Source organism: Pantoea sp. ICBG 985, assembly GCF_002928365.1.
In the GTDB taxonomy this organism is placed as follows: Bacteria; Pseudomonadota; Gammaproteobacteria; order Enterobacterales; family Enterobacteriaceae; genus Pantoea; species Pantoea dispersa.
The window spans coordinates 1,173,226-1,194,447 of record NZ_POWM01000001.1; the positions used below are offsets into that span (position 1 = coordinate 1,173,226).

18 protein-coding genes are annotated in these 21,222 nt (G+C 56.8%); 7 read left to right on the top strand and 11 right to left on the bottom strand.

Annotation, left to right across the window (positions count from 1 at the left end; genetic code table 11):
* Positions 1–151: 151 nt before the first annotated feature.
* From C1Y42_RS05685 to pdeR, 5 genes are all read left to right on the top strand, one after another.
* Positions 152–2,461 (top strand): FdhF/YdeP family oxidoreductase, encoded by a 2,310-nt coding sequence (locus C1Y42_RS05685; RefSeq protein ID WP_104092983.1) that lies wholly within the window; start codon positions 152–154, stop codon positions 2,459–2,461.
* 126 nt (positions 2,462–2,587) lie between these two features.
* A complete protein-coding gene (locus tag C1Y42_RS05690) occupies positions 2,588–4,522 on the top strand; it encodes an exoribonuclease II (RefSeq protein ID WP_088517170.1) in 1,935 nt (644 codons plus the stop codon).
* A 184-nt stretch (positions 4,523–4,706) separates the two neighbouring features.
* Positions 4,707–6,773: a carbon starvation CstA family protein gene (locus C1Y42_RS05695; protein ID WP_059012964.1), complete on the top strand. Its 2,067-nt coding sequence runs from the start codon at positions 4,707–4,709 to the stop codon at positions 6,771–6,773.
* Positions 6,766–7,062, top strand: a complete 297-nt coding sequence (locus tag C1Y42_RS05700; protein WP_058774631.1) for a YbdD/YjiX family protein — start codon at positions 6,766–6,768, stop codon at positions 7,060–7,062. The genes C1Y42_RS05695 and C1Y42_RS05700 overlap by 8 nt, the downstream gene beginning before the upstream one ends.
* A gap of 153 nt (positions 7,063–7,215) precedes the next feature.
* Positions 7,216–9,201 (top strand): cyclic di-GMP phosphodiesterase, encoded by a 1,986-nt coding sequence (pdeR, locus tag C1Y42_RS05705; protein WP_104092984.1) that lies wholly within the window; start codon positions 7,216–7,218, stop codon positions 9,199–9,201.
* 15 nt (positions 9,202–9,216) lie between these two features.
* Here pdeR and C1Y42_RS05710 read toward each other — a convergent pair whose 3' ends face one another.
* Both C1Y42_RS05710 and araD read right to left on the bottom strand, forming a co-directional pair.
* Positions 9,217–10,083 (bottom strand): crotonase/enoyl-CoA hydratase family protein, encoded by an 867-nt coding sequence (locus tag C1Y42_RS05710; protein ID WP_021505954.1) that lies wholly within the window; start codon positions 10,081–10,083, stop codon positions 9,217–9,219.
* 293 nt (positions 10,084–10,376) lie between these two features.
* Entirely contained in the window at positions 10,377–11,075 is a 699-nt protein-coding gene (gene araD / locus C1Y42_RS05715) for an L-ribulose-5-phosphate 4-epimerase (protein WP_104092985.1), read from the bottom strand.
* Between the two features lie 383 nt (positions 11,076–11,458).
* Between araD and osmB the strand changes: the two genes are divergently transcribed.
* The gene (gene osmB / locus C1Y42_RS05720) at positions 11,459–11,674 is read left to right on the top strand and encodes an osmotically-inducible lipoprotein OsmB (protein ID WP_031279061.1); all 216 of its coding nucleotides are present in this window, start codon (positions 11,459–11,461) and stop codon (positions 11,672–11,674) included.
* A 69-nt stretch (positions 11,675–11,743) separates the two neighbouring features.
* On the opposite strand, the gene yciH is transcribed toward osmB, so the two are convergent.
* From yciH to pgpB, 5 genes are all read right to left on the bottom strand, one after another.
* On the bottom strand, positions 11,744–12,067 hold the full coding sequence (yciH, locus tag C1Y42_RS05725) for a stress response translation initiation inhibitor YciH (protein ID WP_104092986.1): 324 nt from the start codon (positions 12,065–12,067) through the stop codon (positions 11,744–11,746).
* Positions 12,067–12,774: an orotidine-5'-phosphate decarboxylase gene (gene pyrF / locus C1Y42_RS05730; RefSeq protein ID WP_104092987.1), complete on the bottom strand. Its 708-nt coding sequence runs from the start codon at positions 12,772–12,774 to the stop codon at positions 12,067–12,069. The genes yciH and pyrF overlap by 1 nt, the downstream gene beginning before the upstream one ends.
* Before the next feature lie 205 nt (positions 12,775–12,979).
* Positions 12,980–14,149 carry a lipopolysaccharide assembly protein LapB gene (gene lapB, locus C1Y42_RS05735; protein ID WP_058758617.1) on the bottom strand — a complete coding sequence of 390 codons (1,170 nt, stop codon included), beginning with the start codon at positions 14,147–14,149 and terminating at the stop codon, positions 12,980–12,982.
* A 6-nt stretch (positions 14,150–14,155) separates the two neighbouring features.
* The gene (locus C1Y42_RS05740) at positions 14,156–14,461 is read right to left on the bottom strand and encodes a LapA family protein (protein WP_058771279.1); all 306 of its coding nucleotides are present in this window, start codon (positions 14,459–14,461) and stop codon (positions 14,156–14,158) included.
* 126 nt (positions 14,462–14,587) lie between these two features.
* Positions 14,588–15,352 carry a phosphatidylglycerophosphatase B gene (gene pgpB / locus C1Y42_RS05745; RefSeq protein WP_021505947.1) on the bottom strand — a complete coding sequence of 255 codons (765 nt, stop codon included), beginning with the start codon at positions 15,350–15,352 and terminating at the stop codon, positions 14,588–14,590.
* 230 nt (positions 15,353–15,582) lie between these two features.
* Between pgpB and ribA the strand changes: the two genes are divergently transcribed.
* Entirely contained in the window at positions 15,583–16,176 is a 594-nt protein-coding gene (gene ribA, locus C1Y42_RS05750) for a GTP cyclohydrolase II (protein ID WP_058758620.1), read from the top strand.
* A gap of 71 nt (positions 16,177–16,247) precedes the next feature.
* Here ribA and acnA read toward each other — a convergent pair whose 3' ends face one another.
* The 4 genes from acnA to cysB all read right to left on the bottom strand — a co-directional run bounded on the left by acnA (position 16,248) and on the right by cysB (position 21,171).
* Positions 16,248–18,929: an aconitate hydratase AcnA gene (gene acnA / locus C1Y42_RS05755; protein ID WP_104092988.1), complete on the bottom strand. Its 2,682-nt coding sequence runs from the start codon at positions 18,927–18,929 to the stop codon at positions 16,248–16,250.
* 436 nt (positions 18,930–19,365) lie between these two features.
* The gene (locus C1Y42_RS23655) at positions 19,366–19,542 is read right to left on the bottom strand and encodes a hypothetical protein (protein WP_176428134.1); all 177 of its coding nucleotides are present in this window, start codon (positions 19,540–19,542) and stop codon (positions 19,366–19,368) included.
* 3 nt (positions 19,543–19,545) lie between these two features.
* The gene (locus C1Y42_RS05760; protein WP_071813666.1) at positions 19,546–19,704 is read right to left on the bottom strand and encodes a YmiA family putative membrane protein; all 159 of its coding nucleotides are present in this window, start codon (positions 19,702–19,704) and stop codon (positions 19,546–19,548) included.
* A 492-nt stretch (positions 19,705–20,196) separates the two neighbouring features.
* A complete protein-coding gene (cysB, locus tag C1Y42_RS05765) occupies positions 20,197–21,171 on the bottom strand; it encodes an HTH-type transcriptional regulator CysB (protein WP_021510116.1) in 975 nt (324 codons plus the stop codon).
* Between the last annotated feature and the right edge of the window lie 51 nt (positions 21,172–21,222).

Consider the following 21,222-nt stretch of genomic DNA (forward strand, 5'->3'; position numbering starts at 1 on the left):
CGATCACGCTTTTACCCCTGCCGCGCGATAAACGTTAACTATCGCACCATTAAGTCAATCAATTAGACAACTTTTGCCGTCAGTCGCACACTTCTCACCAACAGAAGTCATATTCTGATAACAATTCATAAACAATAAGCCTGCGACTATCATGAAATTTAAACGTAAGATTCAGCCCTATCGCGCCGCTGCGGGCGGCTGGGGCTCGCTGGAAGCCACCACCCGTTTTGTCCTTGACAGTAAAGCCGCCCTGAAAAACATGCGTAACCTGATGCGCATGAACAAAGCGCGCGGCTTTGACTGCCCGGGCTGTGCCTGGGGCGATGATAACAAGAGCACCTTCAGCTTCTGCGAAAACGGCGCGAAAGCCGTGACCTGGGAAGCGACACGCCGCGTCGTCGAGCCAGAATTTTTTGCCCAGCACAGCGTCAGCACTCTGTATCAGCAAAGCGACTATTTCCTTGAGTATCAGGGCCGTCTGACCCACCCGATGCGCTACAACAGCGCGACCGATCACTATGAACCGATTAGCTGGGATGACGCCTTTGCGCTGATCGCGCAGCATTTGCAGGCGATGGATCATCCGGATCAGCTGGAGCTTTACACCTCCGGTCGCGCCAGCAATGAAGCCTCGTGGCTGTACCAGCTGTTTGGCCGCGTGCTGGGCACCAACAATTTCCCTGACTGCTCCAACATGTGCCACGAAGCCAGCGGCACCGGACTGAAACGTAGCATTGGCGTCGGTAAAGGCACCATTCGCCTGGACGATTTCGACCACGCTGATGCGATTTTTGTCTTTGGCCAGAACCCCGGCACCAACCATCCGCGCATGCTGCACAGCCTGCGTCACGCCGCCGATCACGGCGCCAGAATCGTCACCTTTAATACCCTGCGTGAGCGCGGCCTGGAACGTTTTGCCGATCCGCAGAAGCCGCTGGAAGTGGTGACGTCGATGGCCGGCAACATCAGCTCCGCCTATTATCAGCCCAACCTCGGCGGCGATATGGCGGCGGTGCGCGGCATGGTTAAAGCGCTACTGGAAGAGCAGCGTAAACGGCTGGCCGCCGGTGAAAAAGGCATTTTCGATCAGGCCTTTATTGACGCCAACACCCAGGGCGTTGAGCAGTATCTGGCGGCTGTCGACGAGACCCGCTGGGAGCAGATCGTGCAGCAGTCGGGCCTGAGCGAAGCCCAGATTCGCGAAGCCGCCGCCATTTACCAGAGCGCCGAACGGGTGATCATCACCTGGGCGATGGGCATCACTCAGCACAAACACTCGGTCGATACGGTACGGGAAATCGTTAACCTGCAGCTGCTGTTTGGCCAGCTCGGCAAACAGGGCGCGGGCCTGTGTCCGGTACGCGGCCACAGTAACGTGCAGGGCAACCGCACCATGGGCATCGACGAGAAACCGTCGAAAGCGTTCCTCGATGCACTGGGCGCACATTTTGCTTTTGAACCGCCGCGCGAGCACGGTCATAACACGGTTGAAGCGCTCAACGCCATGCTGCGTGATGAAGTCAAAGTGCTGATTGCGCTGGGCGGTAACCTCGCCGCGGCGGCGCCGGACTCACCGGTTACAGAAGAAGCGCTGCAGCATTGTGGTCTGACGGTACACATCAGCACCAAGCTGAACCGCAGCCATCTGGTACCGGGCCACGAAGGCCTGATTCTGCCGACGCTGGGCCGTACCGAGCGCGATCGCCAGGCCAGCGGCAACCAGTTCATCACCGTGGAAGATTCGTTCAGCATGGTGCATGCCTCTGAAGGTGTCGGCATTCCGCTGGCGGAAACGCAGCGCTCAGAAACAGCCATTGTGGCCGGTATCGCGCATGCGACGCTGGGCAGCGACCACATCGACTGGCTCGGCATGGCCGCTGATTACAACGTCATTCGCGATCACATTGCGGCGACCATCCCCGGCTTCGCTGATTTTAACCGTCAGTGTGATATTCCCGGCGGCTTTTACCTCGGTAACGCTGCCGCAGAACTGCGCTTCAATACGCCATCGCGTCAGGCAGAATTCAGCGCGACGGCACTGCCGACCTCGCTGTTCCCACAGCTGGGCAATGACGTTGAAGTGCCGTTCACGTTGCAGACGCTGCGCTCGCATGACCAGTACAACACCACCATTTATGGCCTGGATGACCGCTATCGCGGCGTGTACGGTCAGCGTGAAGTGGTGTTTATCCACCCGGACGACATGGTGTCCCTCGGTTTCAGCGAAGGGCAGCTGGTTGACATTGAAACCCTGTGGAATGACGGTCTGACGCGTCGCGTCAGCGGCTTTAAGCTGGTGCCGTATAATATTCCGCGCGGTAACCTCGCCGCCTACTATCCGGAGACCAATCCGCTGGTACCGCTCTCCAGCTACGGTGACGGCAGCGGTACGCCCACCTCCAAATCGGTACCGGTGAAGCTGGCGCTGACCGCCGCCGCGCCCACCCAGCGTATCGCCTGAGTTCTGTGCGTTACCAGAAAGTAAAAAGCCGCGTAAAGCGGCTTTTTCGCCTGTTTTAGCCTTGCCGCGCGGACCTGATTCGCGTAAAACTGTCCACCGCTCTTAGGCCACGAAACTAAATATATTATGTTCCAGGATAACCCGCTGCTCGCGCAGCTGAAAGAGAAGCTTCACGCGCAGACCCCGCGCGCCGAAGGTGTTGTGAAAGGCACGGAAAAAGGCTTTGGCTTCCTCGAAGTTGACGCTCAGAAAAGCTACTTCATTCCCCCTCCGCAAATGAAGAAAGTGATGCACGGCGACCGCATTTCCGCCGTGATCCACACTGATAAAGACCGCGAGAGCGCGGAGCCGGAAACCCTGATCGAGCCGTTCCTGACGCGCTTTGTCGGCCGCGTGCAGAAAAAAGATGACCGCCTGTCTATCGTGCCGGATCATCCGCTGCTGAAAGACGCGATTCAGTGCCGTGCGGTGCGTGGCCTGACCCACGATTTCCAGAACGGTGACTGGGCCGTGGCAGAGATGCGCCGCCATCCGCTGAAAGGCGATCGCGGGTTCTATGCCGAACTGACCGAGTTTGTTGTCACCGCGGACGATCACCTCGCACCATGGTGGGTCACGCTGTCGCGCCACAATCTGGAGCGCGAAGCGCCGGAAGTGGGCTTTGGCGAGATGCTGGACGAACAGCTGCAGCGTGAAGATCTCACCGCGCTGAACTTTGTCACCATCGACAGCGCCAGCACCGAAGATATGGACGATGCGCTGTATGTTGAAGAGCTGGCAGAAGGCAAGCTGGCGCTGACCATCGCCATTGCCGACCCGACCGCTTACGTTGCCGCCGGCAGCGAACTCGACCAGCTGGCCTCCAGACGCGCCTTCACCAACTATCTGCCGGGCTTTAACATCCCGATGCTGCCGCGCGAACTGTCGGATGATGTCTGCTCGCTGCGCCCTAACGTCAGGCGTCCGGCGCTGGTGTGTCGCGTCACTGTACTGCCGGATGGCAGCCTGGCTGACGATGCCCACTTCTTTGCCGCGTGGATCGAATCCAAAGCCAAGCTGGTGTACGACGAAGTGTCGGACTGGCTGGAGAACAGCGGCAGCTGGCAGCCGGAAAATGACACCATCGCGCAGCAGATTCGCCTGCTGCATCGCCTGTGCCTGGCGCGCGGCGAGTGGCGTCAGACGCACGCGCTGGTGTTCAAAGATCGCCCTGACTACCGCTTCGTGCTGGGTGAGAAAGGCGAAGTGCTGGATATTATTGCGGAACCGCGCCGCATCGCTAACCGCATCGTGGAAGAAGCGATGATCCTCGCCAACGTCTGCGCCGCTAAAGTGCTGCAGGAGAAGCTTGGCTTCGGTATCTACAACCTGCACACCGGTTTCGACCAGGCGAACGCGGAACAGGCGGCTGGCGTACTGGCTGGTCACGGTATCACGGTTGATCCGCAGGCCATTACCACGCTGGAAGGCTTCCGTCAGTTGCGTCGTCAGCTTGATGCGCAGCCAACCCAGTATCTCGACAGCCGCATTCGTCGTTTCCAGAGTTTCGCCGAAATTAGCACCGAACCGGGCCCGCATTTTGGCCTCGGCCTCGACGCCTACGCGACCTGGACGTCACCGATTCGTAAATTCGGCGACATGATCAACCATCGTCTGCTGAAGGCCATCGTGCGCGGCGAAAGCATTGCACGGCCACAGGATGACGTGACCCTGATCATGAGTGAGCGTCGCCGTCTCAACCGCATGGCCGAGCGCGATGTCGGTGACTGGCTGTACGCGCGCTTCCTCGCGCCGTTTGCCGGTACTGACCGTAAATTCAGCGCCGAGATCATCGACGTTTCGCGCGGCGGCATGCGCGTGCGCCTGCTGGAGAACGGTGCGGTCGCCTTTATCCCTGCCCCGTTCATTCACGCCGTGCGTGACGAACTGGTGTGCTCGCAGGAGAGCGGCACCGTGCAGATCAAAGGTGAAGTGGCCTACCGCGTGACCGATGTGATTGATGTGACCATCGCCGAAGTGCGCATGGAAACACGCAGCGTGGTGGCCCGTCCGGCCGCCTGAGCATGAAATCGTGCGGGATAACAGCCGTTATCCCGCATTTTTCCCCGCCCGCCTGAACAGTTGTTAAATTTGTTTCCCGCTTCACACTTCTGATCCGATTCCCTGTCGTTAACAATTCATTACATTACTTTTAACTTGTTGTATTCCGATCGCCTTTTTCCCGGTCCCTACAAGGAGTTAACTCATGAACAACGTCAGAACCGGATTGATCTGGTTAGCGGTGGCGTTAATTGGTGCGGCGGCGTTCGCCATGCTGGCGCTCAGTCGCGGCGAACACGTTAATGCCGTCTGGCTGGTGATCGCCTCCGTCGCCTGCTATAGCATCGCGTATCGCTTCTACAGCCTGTTTATCGCCAGGCGCATTTTTGAGCTGGACGACCGGCGCCGCACGCCGGCAGAGCGATTCAATGACGGGCTGGACTATGTTCCCACCAACAAATGGGTGCTGTTTGGTCATCACTTTGCCGCGATCGCCGGTGCCGGTCCGCTGGTCGGGCCGATCCTGGCGGCGCAGATGGGTTTTCTGCCCGGCACCATCTGGATTCTGGTCGGCGTGATGCTGGCCGGCGCGGTGCAGGATTTTCTGGTGCTGTTTATCTCCACGCGCCGCGACGGTCGTTCGCTGGGTGAGATGGCGCGCCAGGAACTGGGCTCGTTCGCTGGCGTGGTCACCATGCTCGGTGCGCTCGGTGTGATGATCATTATTCTCTCCGCACTGGCGCTGGTGGTGGTGAAAGCGCTGGCTAACAGTCCGTGGGGGCTGTTTACCATCGCCGCCACCATTCCGATTGCCCTGTTCATGGGCGTGTATATGCGCTTTCTGCGTCCGGGTAAAATCGCCGAAGTGTCGATCATCGGCTTTGTGCTGATGATGGCGGCGATCATTTACGGCGGTGACGTGGCGGCCGATCCATACTGGGGACCGATTTTTACCCTGAAAGGCACCGAGCTGACGTGGGTGCTGGTGATCTACGGTTTTGTTGCCTCGTCGCTGCCGGTGTGGCTGCTGCTGGCGCCGCGTGATTACCTCTCCACCTTCCTGAAAATCGGCGTGATCATCGGGCTGGCGGTGGGCATTCTGTTCGCCATGCCAGAACTGAAGATGCCGGCGGTGACGCGCTTTATCGACGGCACGGGGCCGGTGTTCTCCGGCGCGCTGTTCCCGTTCCTGTTTATCACCATTGCCTGCGGCGCGATCTCCGGCTTCCACGCGCTGGTGTCGAGCGGTACGACGCCAAAACTGGTGGAGCGCGAAAGCCATATTCGCTTCATCGGCTATGGCGCCATGCTGATGGAGTCCTTTGTGGCGATCATGGCGCTGATTTGTGCCTCGGTGCTCGATCCGGGCGTCTACTTTGCCATGAACTCACCGGCGGCGCTGATTGGTACCACGGTGGAGAACGCGTCTCAGGTAATTAATGGCTGGGGCTTTGTGGTGACGCCGGAGATGCTGAGCGGTATTGCCGGCGAAGTGGGCGAAAGCACCATTCTCTCCCGCGCCGGTGGCGCACCGACGTTTGCCGTCGGGATGGCGCATATCATCACCGAGGTGTTTAACAGCCGCGCAATGATGGCGTTCTGGTATCACTTCGCCATTCTGTTTGAGGCGCTGTTTATCCTCACCGCCGTGGATGCCGGTACCCGCGCCTGCCGTTTTATGGTGCAGGATCTGGTCGGGACCGTGGTGCCTTCGTTGGCTAACAACCGCTCGTGGCTCGGGAACATGGCCGGTACCACCGTGGCGGTGGCGGGCTGGGGGTTCTTCGTGTATCAGGGCGTGGTCGATCCGCTCGGCGGCATCAATACCCTGTGGCCGCTGTTTGGCATCGGTAACCAGATGCTGGCGTCGATGGCGCTGATCCTCGGTACCGTGGTGCTGTTCAAAATGAAAAAGCAGCGTTACGCCTGGGTGACGATTGTGCCTACCGCCTGGCTGTTTATCACCTCCATGACCGCCGGCTGGCAGAAAATTTTCCATGAGAAACCGTCAATTGGTTTCCTCGCGCAGGCCAGTAAGTTCCGTAAAGGTCTCGATGAGGGCGTGATTATCGCACCGGCGAAAACCGTGGCCGACATGCAAACCATCGTGTTCAGCAACCAGATCAACGCGGCGCTGTGCGGCTTTTTCATGCTGGTCGCGGTTACAATGCTGATTGCGGCGTTCTTCGTGATCCGGCGCGCGCTGCGCAGTTCAGTGCCGACCACCCATGAGTCGGACGTGTCACTGCGTCAGGAGGTGCGCAATGTCTGAGGCCATTTTACGCTGGAAAAAGCCGCATGCGGGCTGGCAAATTCAGCAGTGCTTACCGCTCGCTGCCCGCGCCCCTGCCGCGCCGCGCTCACGCTGGCAGCGTCTGTGGCAGGGATTACAGCAGAGCTTCCGGTTAATGGTGGGCGTGCACGACTATCAAACTTATCTGAAGCATATGCGCGAAAAACATCCGGAACAGACCCCCATGGATGAGCGCGCCTTCCATCGTTACTGCCTGGAGGCGCGTTTTCCCAGCCAGGCGGGCAAACTCGGCAAGTGCCCGTGCTAACCTTTCAGCCCCGGAATCCGGGGCTTTTTCGTGCCATTCTTTAATAAAAACAAAAATATATTCAGTTTGCATCTTGTGCTGGCGCAGGAGGTTGAATACTGTTGCTAAAATAATGAGATACCCCTGCTGCGCATTCCTCCGGAGGAAGTTTCCATGACCGATGAACAAGGGCAAACGTTGCTATATACCTTGTTTGGCACAACCAGCCCTCATTGGCGTTTAACTTCAGATAGCGATGCGCTGCATTTTGCCGAAGATGAAAATGCCAATACCAATATGGCGGTGCCCCTGACGCCGGCTCAGGCCAGTCTGCTGCGTGCCATGACGGTAATTACCTCCAGCATCAACCTGACTCTTTCACTGCACGGCTCGCCGGTGCCGATGCACTTTGTCGGCCGTAAAGTGAATCAGTCCACCTGGGCCGGTACCGCATCCGCCTGGGGCGATACCTCGTCGGTGGCGCGCGATTTAACCCTTGGCCTCTCCTTCGCCGAACAGGTGGTGTCTGAAGCGAATTCAGTGATCGTCATCCTCGATCAGCGCGGCAACATTCAGCGTTTTAACCGCCTGAGCGAAGAGTACACCGGCCTGAAAGAGCAGGAAGTAATTGGCCGCAATGTGTTTCAGCTGTTTATGACCAAACAGGAAGCGCAGGCGTCGCGCCGCAATATCGCCGGCTTCTTTCGCGACGGCAACTCCTACGAAGTGGAGCGCTGGGTTAAAACCCGAAAAGGTCAGCGACTGTTTCTGTTTCGTAATAAGTTCGTCCATAGCGGTAGCGGAAAAAATGAAATTTTCCTCATCTGTTCCGGAACCGACATCACGGAAGAGCGTCGGGCGCAGGAGCGCTTACGCGTTATGGCCAATACCGACACGGTGACGGGCCTGCCGAATCGCAACGCTATCCATCAGCAAATTAGCCTGGCACTGGAGCTGGCTAACGGCAGCCAGACCGGCGTGGTTTACCTCGATCTCGACAATTTTAAAAAGGTAAACGATGCCTATGGCCATATGTTTGGCGACCAGCTACTGCAGGCGGTGTCGCTGGCGATCCTCAGCTGTCTCGGCAAGGACCAGACGCTGGCGCGCCTCGGCGGTGATGAATTTGTGGTACTGGCTGAGCACACCAGTCAGGCGGCGCTGGAGGCGATGGCCTCACGCATTCTGGAGCGGCTGCGTCAGCCGTTCCGTATCGGGCTGATCGAAGTCTACAGCGGCTGCTCGATTGGTATCGCCCTCGCCCCGCTGCATGGTGAAGATCGCGAAAGTCTGATTCGTAACGCCGATACCGCGATGTACCACGCTAAAGAGAACGGGCGCGGCAAATTCTGCGTGTTCGCCAGCGAGATGAACCAGCGCGTATTTGAATATCTGTGGCTGGATACCAATCTGCGCAAAGCGCTGGAGCAGGATCATCTGGTGGTGCACTATCAGCCGAAGATCGATCGCGACGGTGAAGTGCGCAGTGCCGAGGCGCTGGTGCGCTGGAATTCACCTGAACGCGGCCTGGTGCCGCCTGGCGATTTCATCTCTTACGCGGAAGAGTCCGGACTGATTGTGCCGCTCGGGCGCTGGGTGATGCTGAACGTGCTGCAGCAAATCGTTAAATGGCGCAGCGAAGGCATTTACCTGCGCGTCGCAGTGAACGTTTCCGCCAAACAGCTGATCGACCAGAGCATCTACAGCGACCTGAAACAGGCGATGAGCGAAGCGGGCATCAGTGAGTGCCCGATAGACATCGAGCTGACGGAAAGCTGCCTGATCGAGAACGAGGCCGGTGCGCTGAAGCTGATGAAACAGTTTCAGGAGTTAGGCGCACAGGTGCATCTGGATGATTTCGGCACGGGCTACTCCTCGCTCTCCCAGCTGGCGCGCGTGCCGATCGATGCGATTAAGCTGGATCAAAGTTTTGTGCGCAATATCAACAAGCAACCGGTATCGCAGTCGCTGGTGCGCGCGATCGTTGCCGTGGCGAAAGCCCTGGATTTACAGGTCATTGCCGAAGGCATCGAAACCAAAGCCGAAGAGAAGTTTGTGCTGACCAACGGTGTCGATGGGCGTCAGGGTTATTATTATGCGAAACCAATGCCCGCAGAGCAGCTCGGGCATTGGCTGGCTAAGCATCCTGCCCGCGTTTAACGTCTTAGCGTACTGCTAACCGGCTTTACGCAGTGATGCGCTGTGACGATTTTGCAGCTGTACCAGACGTTCCATGTAGGCAATATCTTTCGGTTCCAGCGTGAAAGCATAGTCGACCCAATCCTCAGTAATATCCATCAGTTCTGCCCGTGACAGCTGCAGCACGCGCTGTCGCGCTTTCAGCATGGCACGGACTCCATTCAGTTTTGGCCGCAGCGTATCGATGAAGGTACGCGTGGTGCGGTAGCTGTCACCGGGCTGGAACACTTTGTCGACCAGACCACGGGTTTCATACCACTCTGCGCTGTGCGACTCCCCTTCACAGATCAGCTCTTCGGCCAGCTTCATCCCGGAGCGGCGCGCGACCAGCGAGTAGCCGCCCATGCCGGGGAACAGGTTGAAGGCAATTTCCGGGAAGCCCATACGCGCACTGTTCTGCGCCAGAATGAAGTGGTGCGCCAGCGCTGCTTCAAAACCGCCGCCCAAGGCACTGCCCTCAATCATCGCCAGCGTCACTGCGCCGGTGTCAAACCCGCGGGCCGCCGAATGGATGCAGTCAACACAGGCGCGGGCGTAGGCGCGCAGTGCTTCACGGCGGTTGTTGCGAATGCATTCGACAAAGAAACGCAAATCACCCCCGGCGTTAAACATCTGCGGCACCAGCGATCCGGTCACCCAGAAATCAATCGGCAGACCGGAACGCTGGGCGGCGTAGCTCAGGTTCATAATCTCCTCGATTAATTCGTGGTTGAAACTGGGGCGCGGCTGCGCGCGCAGCATCATCCACATGGTGTGTCGACCTTCTTCATAATAGGCGGCAAGCTGTGTGGTTTGACCGACTTCGGTAAACAGGCGGCAGGTTGGTTGGTTAATTACTGTCATCGTCTCATCCTCTATTTATGTGATGCGTTAAACGCCACATCAGCGTAATGCAGAGTGAGGCCAGACCAAATGAGAGTTTGATTTATAACGTAAAATCCAGAGAGATCCCCGAGCCCCTGCCTGAGGAAAGATTAGCGGGCTTACTTAATGACGGCGCAACAGCCGGCAAGCGCATAAATACGCTTAACGCATAGTGAATAAACGACAGCATCCATAGTCCTCGGCTCGTCCGGGCACGCAATCCCCTTAAATAAAAAAGGCACCCGCCGGTGCCTTGAGACAACATCACGCGCTCAGCCTTGCCCGTACCAGGCGTTCTTCCCATGCTTGCGCAGATAGTGCAGGTCAAGCAGGGTCTGGGCGATAGGCGGCAGCTCCGCGCGCAGCTGCTCAGTGTGCAGCGCCATATAGGCCACCTCTTCCAGCACCACCGCACTGTGCACCGCGCTATGTGCATCTTTACCCCAGGCAAACGGCCCGTGGGAGTTCACCAGCGCAGCAGGAATCGCGCCGGGCTCGATGCCGCGCTGCGCAAAGGTTTCAATGATGACCTGGCCGGTGTGCCATTCATATTCCTGCTCAATCTCTGCCCGTTGCATCGCGCGGGTGCAGGGAATGGTGCCATAGAAATCGTCAGCGTGCGTGGTGCCCCACGCCGGGATGTCCCTGCCCGCCTGCGCCCAGATGGTGGCGTGGCGCGAATGGGTGTGCACGATGCCGCCAATCTCCGGCCACGCCAGATACAGTGCGAGGTGTGTCGCGGTATCCGAGGATGGCCGCAACTGGCCCTCCACGACATTGCCGCTTTCCAGTTCGACCACCACCATGTCGTCGCGCTGCATCTGCTCATATTTAACGCCCGAGGGTTTGATCACCAGCAGCCCGCGCTCGCGGTCTACCGCGCTGACATTGCCCCACGTAAAGGTCACCAGGTTGTAACGCGGCAGGTCAAGATTGGCCTCCAGAACCTGCTGTTTCAGCGCTTCCAGCATTGTGTTTTCTCCGCCATACAGTCATTAGTGAATTGTGCGGAGCCGCCGGTAAAAACGTTATGGAGGGAATGGCTGGATTAGCAGCGGAAAGTGGCTAAAGCGGGCAAAGTGTGGGGTTTGATACGGGATCCGGATGCGGACACCACGTCGGGATTTCAGAGTTTTCTTTCTGCATACACATCCGCTTACGCCTAGAATTATCTCAAGCCTGCGGCGGTACCAAAATGGTTTTTGCCAGCAGCGTGAACAACGCGCGCAAGTGGTTGCGCGCCAGCGTGCAGGCTGAAGGAAAAGCACCGCCTGAGTGCATCGGGCGAACAACTTCAGGGCGTAACATCTATACTTAACGAGTTGCCTCTGAGCAAACCATCAAGGAGATGTCCATGACTACAACAATGAAACGCGTGACGGTTGCCGTGCTGGCAACGACGTTAGTGGTGGCCCTGAGCGGCTGTTCCAACTGGTCAAAACGTGACCGCAACACGGCGATTGGCGCCGGTGCCGGTGCTATTGGTGGATCGGTGCTCACCAACGGCAGCGCGCTGGGTACCGTCGGTGGCGCTGCGGTGGGCGGCATTATTGGCCATCAGGTTGATTAATAATAATATTGTAGCAGGCTACGCAGCGCATCTACGTCACATCGGGCCACCTTGCGTGGCCCGCTTTCATTAACCGCCCGCCAGTTTAACCTTCATGCCTTTGGCTTCCAGCAGCGTTTTAAGCAAATCGCGCTTATCGCCCTGAATCTCAATCACGCCCTCTTTCAGCGCCCCGCCGCAGCCGCACTTCTTCTTAAGCTCGGCCGCCAGCTTTGCCAGCGCGTCATCATCGAGATCGATGCCGGTAATCAGGCACACGCCTTTACCTTTACGCCCGCTGGTCTGGCGCTGAATGCGCACGATGCCATCGCCTTTCGGTCGCTGCGGTTTCTCTTCAGTATGTGTAATACGGCCGGTTTCGGTGGAGTAAACCAGCGGATTGTCCTGAGCCATTAGCCCTCCTGTAAACTGTGCAGGATTTGCTGCAGCGTCTGCGCCGGGTCGGCAGATTGAGTGATAGGTCGCCCAATCACCATGTAATCCACACCGGCCTGTTGTGCCTGCTGCGGCGTCATGATGCGGCGCTGATCGCCGGCCTCGCTACCCGCCGGGCGAATACCCGGCGTGACCAGCGCGAAATCCTGCCCGATAACCTGTTTAAAGTGCGCGGCTTCCTGCGCCGAGCACACCACACCATCAAGGCCACACTCGCGCGTCAGTCGTGCCAGACGCTCAGCCTGCTGCGCCGGCGATAAGGTGATGCCAAGACCTTTGAGATCGTCTTCGTCCATGCTGGTCAGCACCGTTACCGCAATCAGCAAGGGCGCATCACTGGCAAACGGCAGCAGCGCTTCGCGCGCCGCATTCATCATCCGCGCCCCGCCGCTGGCATGCACGTTGACCATCCATACGCCGAGATCCGCTGCCGCCGCGACCGCATGTGCCGTCGTGTTCGGGATGTCATGAAATTTGAGATCGAGAAATACCTCGAAACCGCGCGCCTGCAACGTCTTCACCAGCGACGGTCCAAACAGGGTAAACATCTCTTTACCCACTTTCAGACGGCACTGGCACGGATCGATACGGTCAACGAACTGCAGTGCGCTATTGAGATCATGATAGTCGAGTGCCACCAGAATCGGTGAGTGAGTAACAGGCATAACGTTTCCTCAGAGGCTGGCACCCGCAGGCGCGATGGACAAACGGCAAGCATTCTACCCGTGCAACCCGGCCACGACAACGTTGCGACGGCGATTGCCTTGCTGATTGACGAGCCGGTGCACAGTGCTGATGGTGCGATGATAAAGCTCCTATTAGTATGTTGTAACTACTATGCGTTATGAATAATCACCGAACGCGGCCAGCTTACTGGCCGTCGAGTCCGCGAATCGGTTTAACGGAAGACCAGGCACGGCACGATGGGCAGTGCCAGTAGAGGGCGTGCGCGGTGAAGCCGCACTTCTGGCAGCGGTAGCGTGGTTTAGTGCGAATCTGTTCGCCAACCATGTCGCGCAGCACCATCAGACTCTCTTTGGCGCGGCCATCTTCTGCCTCGTGCAGGTGGAAATCCATCAGACGATGGAACACGCGCATGGTGGGATGGCGTTGCAGCTGACGGTTAATGTAAAGCTGAGCCGCTTCCGGCCCCTGCTGCTGCTCCAGAATGTCCGCCAGATAGAGTTCCGCCGCGGCACCGGTGTTCTCTTCAACGCAGCGTTGCAGGAACTGCGCCCAGCTGTCAGGCTGCTCCAGTCGCTGATAGCAGGTTTCGAGCATCGGCAGCGTTTCGCTCACCAGTTCTTTGTCCTGCTCCAGCACGCGCTGCAGCCGCTGCGCCGCTTTCGCGTATTCGCCCTGCTCCATCAGAATACGTCCCATCATGATGGAAACGCGCGCGCTTTGGTGGTCGGCCGCTTCACCCTTTTTCAACAGGCTCATGGCACGATCGAGGTCGTCACTGCTCAGCGCCTGCAGCGCCAGCTCGCAGTAGAAGTGGGCGATTTCGCCCTTTTGCTTATCTTTGCCGAGTTTTACCAGCCGCTCCGCCACCTCGATCGCTTTCTGCCAGTCACTGGTCGCCTGATGAATCAGCAGCAGTTGCTGCAGCGCGCTGATGCGAAAATCGGTTTCATCGATCAGCTGACTGAACATGTCTTCGGCGCGATCGTACAAGCCGGCAGCCATGTAGTCGCGTCCCAGCTGCTGGATGGCCAGCAAACGCTGATCGTAGGTAAGCGACGCGCTTTCCATTAACGACTGGTGAATGCGGATGGCGCGGTCGACTTCGCCGCGCGAACGGAACAGGTTACCGAGCGTCAGGTGGGCTTCAACGGTGCCGCTGTCCTCTTTAAGCATATCGAGGAACAGATCGACCGCTTTATCCTGCTGATTAGAAAGGAGAAAGTTCACCCCTGCCACGTATTCGCGTGACAGACGGTTAGCTTCCTGTTGCTTATCCTGTTGCGCACTGCGGCGGCCCATATACCAGCCGTACGCCGCCGCGACAGGAAGAAGCAGAAACAGCAATTCAAGCATCGAACATTAATCCCGACGCACTGCAGTGGAGGTGCTATTTACCGCAGCAGATTGTTCATTTTGCGCCTGCATGCGCTTCAGTTTACGCTGTGCATGCGCCAGCGAAACACGAATGCGCAGCCAGAACAGGCCACAGATCGCCCAGCCCAGCAAAAATCCGGCACCAAACAGGCAGGCCAGCAAGGTTGAAATGCGGAATTCGCCCTGCGCCAGCAGATAGTTGAAGGTGACAATCTGGTCATTATGCGCTCCGAGCGTGACGGAGATGATGAAAATGACCAAAACCACGAGAAAAATCAGCAAATATTTCACAATGCGTCCTGTCGTGAGGTTATCCGGTAGAGTATGCCAAAAAAGTGCCGCCGTTGCTGCTTATCCGCGCAGCAGTTAGTGCCCTTTCTGCAAGTACAATCAATCATATGGGGGCAAAGGGAGAAATTACAATCCGTCATCGCGCCCGGCAATCTCACGCTGCTCTTCCGGCGGCACGCTGAGCGGGCCACAAAAGCGCTGCGCCAGCCAGGTTGCCAGCGTCACCAGCAGCCACGAGATCAGCGTCGCGACCACCAGATCGCGCGGCCAGTGCATGCCCAGTACCAGCCGGCTGCCCATGACCAGCGTCGCCCAGACAAACAGCACCACCACCGTAACAACATGCCGGCGCGGCCATAACAGGCCAATCACCAGCAGCGCCCAGCTGGCGGCAAACATGGTGTGGCCAGACGGAAAAGCAAAGCCCGTCTCAAACGCCCAGTGATTTTTTAACCAGGCGGGCAGCTTTGTGTCATTGGCGAGCAAGGCGGATACCATTTCGCCGCGCTGCTGCCGTTTCAGCTGATAAAACTGCTGTTCGTTGACGCCGTGGCTGTGCTCAAGCCAGACCACATACGGCCGCGGCTCCTGCACCTGCTCTTTAATAAAGGTTTTGGTCGACTGACCAGCAAGAATCGCGCCGTTCATGATAATCAACAACAGAATGGCCGGCCGGAGGCGAAAGCGCAGGCACCACAATACCCAGCCGCTCAGAATCAGGCTGGTCAGCGTGCCCCACGGACTGGTGACGGTTTCGGTGATCCAGAACAGCACGCGCAACAGATGCCCGCTCTCCCCCGGTTGCCACTGCCAGCCGGAAAGCCATACGCCCAGCGGCATCAGCAGTAATAAAAACGCACCCAGCGTGGTGCGTTGCACAATTTTTAACATCTCGTCCCTTTATTGTTTCCCGACCTGACAGGCGTATTGCATAACTTTAGTTGAAAAAAGAATAACATACCCGTTGCGGCTTAGATAATTGTGCTTTATCACTACAATCACTCTGACTGATTAGCGGCCCTGGTTCAGGTTGTGGCACAATATCGGCAGTTTCGTCGGGCCAGTCGGGCCCGTGCGTTATCATGATGATAGCGCATCCTCTGAAGGTTCTGGAGAGTCACATGCAGCTGAAACGGGTAGCAGAAGCCAAACTGCCCACGCCATGGGGAGATTTCCTGATGGTTGGTTTTGAAGAACTGGCAACCGGCCACGACCACGTCGCGCTGGTTTATGGTGATATTAGCGATCACAATCCGGTGCTGGCGCGCGTCCACTCCGAATGTCTTACCGGCGATGCGCTGTTCAGCCTGCGCTGCGACTGCGGCTTCCAGCTGGAAGCCGCGCTGACCGCCATTGCGGAAGAAGGACGCGGCGTGCTGCTGTACCATCGTCAGGAAGGGCGCAACATCGGGCTGCTGAACAAAATTCGCGCCTATGCGTTGCAGGACAAAGGCTACGATACGGTGGAAGCGAACCATCAGCTGGGCTTTGCCGCCGATGAGCGTGACTTCACCCTGTGCGCCGACATGTTTAAACTGCTGGGCATTAATGAAGTGCGTTTGCTGACCAACAATCCGCGCAAAGTGGAGATTTTGTCAGAAGCGGGCATCAATATTGTCGAGCGCGTGCCGCTGATCGTCGGCCGTAACCCGAAAAATGCGCACTATCTCGATACGAAAGCTGAGAAGATGGGGCATCTGCTGCCGAAATCGTAATGCGGCGGTGCGCTCTCGCATCATGCACTTTCTGCGTCAATAATAAAGCCGGGCATGCCCGGCTTTGTTTTTTAGTTGAGCATATTGCGTATCACGTAATGCAGGATGCCGTCATTCTGGTAATAGGTCAGCTCATTACCGGTATCGATACGACAACGAGTATCCAGCGTCTGCTGACTGCCGTCAGCCCGCGTCAGCGTTACCGGGACGCTGCAACCGGGCTGCAGCTGCGCCAGATTTGCCACGTCGATACGCTCTTCCCCGGTCAGCTGCAGCGTCTTACGCGTTACGCCCGCCGGGAATTCCAGCGGTAAAATACCCATGCCGATAAGGTTAGAGCGGTGAATACGCTCGAACGATTCGGCAATCACCACGCGCACGCCCTGCAGACGCGGACCTTTCGCCGCCCAGTCGCGGCTGGATCCGGAGCCGTACTCTTTCCCGGCGATCACTGCCAGCGGCACGCCCTCCTCCTGATACTTCATCGCCGCATCGTAGATAGCCAGCTGTTCCTGGCTCGGATAGTGCCGGGTATAACCGCCCTCAACACCAGGCACCATTTCGTTGCGAATACGGATGTTAGCGAAAGTACCGCGCATCATGACTTCGTGGTTGCCGCGTCGTGAGCCATACGAGTTGAAGTCGTTACGCTCAACGCCGTGCGCAAGCAGATAACGCCCCGCCGGACTCTCCGCTTTAATGCTGCCAGCAGGGGAAATATGGTCGGTCGTCACCGAATCACCGAGCATCGCCAGGATGCGCGCGCCACTGATGTCCTGCACCGGCTGCGGCGTTTTTTCCATATCGTCAAAGAACGGAGACAGACGAATATAGGTGGAGCCTTCGTCCCAGTCATAGGTAGCTGCTTCGCTGACTTTGATCTGCTGCCACTCGGGCGTGCCGTCGAACACCTCGGCGTACTCTTTATGGAACATGTCGCTGGTAACTTTCTGCACCGATGCGGCAATCTCTTCCGGCGATGGCCAGATGTCCTTCAGATAGACGTCTTTGCCCTGCTGATCCTGACCGATCGGATCAGTCTGCAGGTTGATCTTCATGTTGCCCGCCAGCGCATACGCCACCACCAGCGGCGGAGACGCCAGCCAGTTGGTTTTTACCAGCGGATGGATACGCCCTTCGAAGTTGCGGTTACCGGACAACACGGCACCCACCGTCAAATCGCCCTCTTTGATCGCGCTTTCGATCTCATCCGGCAGCGGGCCGGAGTTACCGATGCAGGTGGTGCAGCCGTAACCCACCAGGTTAAAGCCCAGCTCATCAAGATACGGGGTCAGCTGCGCCACGGCGAGATAATCAGACACCACTTTTGATCCCGGAGCCAGCGAGGCTTTTACCCAGGGTTTGCGCATCAGCCCGCGCTCGACGGCTTTTTTCGCCAGCAGGCCAGCCGCCATTAAGACGCTGGGGTTCGAGGTGTTGGTACAGGACGTAATCGCGGAGATCACCACGGCACCATCATCCAGCTGGATGCGGTCGCCGGTTTCACTGTCCAGATAGCTGACCGTTTTGTGCGGCTTCTGCGCGTGATTCACTTCCAGCTCGTTACTGGCGTCAAAGGCCGCCGGTACGTCGCCGAGGGAGACGCGATCCTGCGGACGTTTCGGACCGGCGAGGCTCGACTCAACCTCAGCCATATCCAGCGCCAGCGTGCTGGTGAAGATGGGCTCATCGCCCGGTTTACGCCACAGCCCCTGCTGTTTTGCATAGGCTTCCACAAGCTCAACCTGCTGCGCATCGCGCCCGGTGAGCGTCATGTAGCTGAGCGTGACTTCATCAATCGGGAAGAAACCGCAGGTTGCGCCATATTCTGGTGCCATGTTGGCGATGGTTGCGCGATCCGCCAGCGGCAGATCGGCCAGTCCGTCACCGTAGAATTCGACAAACTTACCGACCACCCCGTGCTTGCGCAGCATCTGCGTCACGGTTAATACCAGGTCGGTGGCGGTGATACCGGGGCGCAGTTTGCCGGTCAGCTTGAAACCCACCACATCAGGAATCAGCATCGAAACCGGCTGGCCTAGCATGGCTGCCTCAGCTTCAATGCCGCCCACGCCCCAGCCAAGCACGCCCAGGGCGTTAATCATGGTGGTATGGGAATCGGTGCCGACCAGCGTATCCGGATAAGCCACTTCTTTGCCGTCCAGCGTTTCATGCCAGATGGCTTTACCGAGGTACTCCAGATTGACCTGATGACAGATACCGGTGCCCGGCGGCACGACGCGGAAACGGTTAAAGGCTTTTTGCCCCCAGCGCAGGAAAACGTAGCGTTCGTGGTTGCGTTCCATCTCCAGGCGCACGTTTTCTTCAAACGCATCGTCATCGCCAAAATGGTCAACCGTGACCGAGTGGTCAATCACCAGATCGACCGGTGACAGCGGGTTAACTTTCGCCACATCACCGCCCAGCCGCTTCACGGCTTCACGCATCGCCGCCAGGTCAACCACGGCCGGTACGCCGGTGAAATCCTGCATTAATACGCGCGCCGGACGATAAGCAATTTCGCGATCGGCATGTGCAGTTTGCTGCCACGCCACCAGCGCCTGAATATCTGCTGCCGTTACGGAATCTTCATCCTGCCAGCGCAGCAGGTTTTCCAGCAGAACCTTAAGGGATTTTGGTAAGCGATCGATATCACCGACCTGCTGAGCGGCTTTCGGCAAACTGTAGTAATGATATTTTTTTGCCCCTACTTCCAGCGCATCCTGACTCTGCTCACGTAACGTTAACGACATAACTCCTCCTTTTATGGGCTCTTCTGCTAAACCTCAGAGAGTGCAAGGTTTAGCTTAAAGATAGACCACATTTTCGTTAACGTTTTGATAACAACACGAATTGACACACAAAACCGCAACGAAAAATGCCCTGACAAAAGTCAGGGCATTCAGAAAGCGTTAACTGGCAGGATTAGCGAATTACAGCACGGCCCAGACGGCCGCAGCCCAAAAGGCCATTGAGAAGGCATAAACGCTGAGCCATGAAAAAGTTGTGGTATTCATCTGTCACTCCTCCCGGATCGCGGGCAACAAAAAGCCATCGTCTTCAGCGTTGTACTGATGACACCGTTTTTTTAGATGCTGAGTGTTAAAGGACGGGCTTTTAACGTGCCCACCGGAGAGTCCGGTAAAATGCGCGACAGTATGTCTTAATAAGAATTGGACGCAGACTGCGTTATTTAGACTTCGGATCCATGAATGATTCAATAAAGCTGCGCTGCTGTTCACTCAGTTCCCAGGAAGCCGGGATTGCCACTTGCGGTTCAGCAGGCGCGTCTTTGGCTTTGCACACCGGTGCTTTAGGCTGACGCGCAGCGACCGGATATTTACGACTGAGTGTATTTGCCCACATGGCTTAACCCCACATACGCCAAATCATTAACGCCACCACTACCCAAAACAGTGCTGAAGCAGCGAAGACAGTCAACCAGGCTTTGCGACGGATGTTACCTGAACGCTCTACCTTGGTGCTTTTAGCCCGGAAGTCCGGTTGTACAGTTAATCTCGTAGTCATAGTTTTTGATAATCACTCTCAATAAAACGATTGATAACAACGATGAAGATTTAGGACGAATCCTAAACTTGTTAAGTCCAAAAATCCAGTTATTTTTATTGAGCACAACGATTAACGCTATTTATCAAAACCGCCAAAACTGATGAGATAAATTTAAGCACGCTGCAAACTATTAATTTAATAGTTACATTGTAAATTTGGCTTAAACCAAAATTAGATCCACTCTAAATTTGAGTTTAATTTAACGAGCCAGTTAAAAAGCCCTTTCTCATCAGCTCTTAACTGGAGTATGGGAATATTCCTGGCAGTCCGCAAAGCGGCAAAGTAAAAATTGTGTACTGATTCGCATTTAATAAATAACAATGAAAAAACATGTGACGCATGTTTCATTTACAAAAAAATAATGGAATTTTTTGAGGTTCTGCTGGTGCTAAGCGGCGGGAGGTGTGCGGGAAGTCGCTGGACATCCCGCAAAAATAATGAGTTAGGTGATTACCTGAAAGGAAGCTTGATATCGCGGAACATCGCTTCGATATCTTCGTTTGAGCGCAGCGCCACGGCGGCGTCCACCACGTCTCGCGTCAGATGCGGTGCGAAGCGCTGAATGAAATCATACATATAGCTGCGCAGGAATGTGCTGCGCCGGAAACCAATCTTGGTGGTGCTATTGGTGAAGATTTCTGAAGCTTCAATGCGCACCAGATCCGGATCGGAAACCGGGTCCACCGCCATGCTGGCAATCACCCCAACCCCCAGGCCTAAACGCACATAGGTTTTGATCACGTCGGCATCGGTTGCGGTAAAAACAATACGCGGCGTTAAACCGGCACGGTTAAACGCAGTATCCAGTTCTGAGCGGCCGGTAAAACCGAAGGTGTAAGTCACCAGCGGGAAATCAGCCAGCTCCTCAATCGACACATTGGATTTCCCCGCCAGCGGATGATCCGGCGTGACCACAATGGCACGGTTCCAGTGATAGCACGGCAGCATAATTAAGTCGTCGTACAGATGCAGCGCTTCGGTGGCAATGGCGAAATCGGCATTGCCTTTGGAGACCGCCTCAGCAATTTGTGTGGGCGAGCCCTGATGCATATGCAGGGAAACGCGCGGATAGCGTTCGATAAAGCCTTTGATTACGCCAGGCAGTGCATAACGCGCCTGAGTGTGGGTCGTGGCCACGTACAGCGATCCTTTATCTGGCCAGGTGTGTTCACCGGCAACCGATTTGATCGCATCCACTTTGGACAAAACTTCGCGCGCAATACGGATAATCTCTTCACCCGCTGGCGTCACCTGCGTCAGATGTTTGCCGCTGCGGGCAAAAATCTGCACGCCCAGCTCATCTTCCAGCATGCGCACCTGCTTACTGATGCCCGGTTGCGAGGTATACAGCCCCTCTGCCGTGGAGGAGACATTGAGGTTGTGGTTAACGACTTCAACGATGTAACGCAACTGCTGCAATTTCATAGTTATATCTTCCCGATAGCGACAGAGGTGCATTCCCTGCAGGCGTGTATC

Excerpts from the sequence above, each read along its gene's own strand:
- C1Y42_RS23655 (WP_176428134.1), bottom strand. The coding sequence starts at position 19,542 with ATGTGGGCAAATACACTCAGTCGTAAATATCCGGTCGCTGCGCGTCAG.
- osmB (WP_031279061.1), top strand. The coding sequence starts at position 11,459 with ATGACTACAACAATGAAACGCGTGACGGTTGCCGTGCTGGCAACGACG.
- C1Y42_RS05710 (WP_021505954.1), bottom strand. The coding sequence starts at position 10,083 with ATGACAGTAATTAACCAACCAACCTGCCGCCTGTTTACCGAAGTCGGT.
- pgpB (WP_021505947.1), bottom strand. The coding sequence starts at position 15,352 with ATGTTAAAAATTGTGCAACGCACCACGCTGGGTGCGTTTTTATTACTG.
- lapB (WP_058758617.1), bottom strand. The coding sequence starts at position 14,149 with ATGCTTGAATTGCTGTTTCTGCTTCTTCCTGTCGCGGCGGCGTACGGC.
- C1Y42_RS05685 (WP_104092983.1), top strand. The coding sequence starts at position 152 with ATGAAATTTAAACGTAAGATTCAGCCCTATCGCGCCGCTGCGGGCGGC.
- pyrF (WP_104092987.1), bottom strand. The coding sequence starts at position 12,774 with ATGCCTGTTACTCACTCACCGATTCTGGTGGCACTCGACTATCATGAT.
- C1Y42_RS05695 (WP_059012964.1), top strand. The coding sequence starts at position 4,707 with ATGAACAACGTCAGAACCGGATTGATCTGGTTAGCGGTGGCGTTAATT.
- pdeR (WP_104092984.1), top strand. The coding sequence starts at position 7,216 with ATGACCGATGAACAAGGGCAAACGTTGCTATATACCTTGTTTGGCACA.
- C1Y42_RS05690 (WP_088517170.1), top strand. The coding sequence starts at position 2,588 with ATGTTCCAGGATAACCCGCTGCTCGCGCAGCTGAAAGAGAAGCTTCAC.
- C1Y42_RS05700 (WP_058774631.1), top strand. The coding sequence starts at position 6,766 with ATGTCTGAGGCCATTTTACGCTGGAAAAAGCCGCATGCGGGCTGGCAA.
- yciH (WP_104092986.1), bottom strand. The coding sequence starts at position 12,067 with ATGGCTCAGGACAATCCGCTGGTTTACTCCACCGAAACCGGCCGTATT.
- C1Y42_RS05760 (WP_071813666.1), bottom strand. The coding sequence starts at position 19,704 with ATGACTACGAGATTAACTGTACAACCGGACTTCCGGGCTAAAAGCACC.
- acnA (WP_104092988.1), bottom strand. The coding sequence starts at position 18,929 with ATGTCGTTAACGTTACGTGAGCAGAGTCAGGATGCGCTGGAAGTAGGG.
- cysB (WP_021510116.1), bottom strand. The coding sequence starts at position 21,171 with ATGAAATTGCAGCAGTTGCGTTACATCGTTGAAGTCGTTAACCACAAC.
- araD (WP_104092985.1), bottom strand. The coding sequence starts at position 11,075 with ATGCTGGAAGCGCTGAAACAGCAGGTTCTGGAGGCCAATCTTGACCTG.
- ribA (WP_058758620.1), top strand. The coding sequence starts at position 15,583 with ATGCAGCTGAAACGGGTAGCAGAAGCCAAACTGCCCACGCCATGGGGA.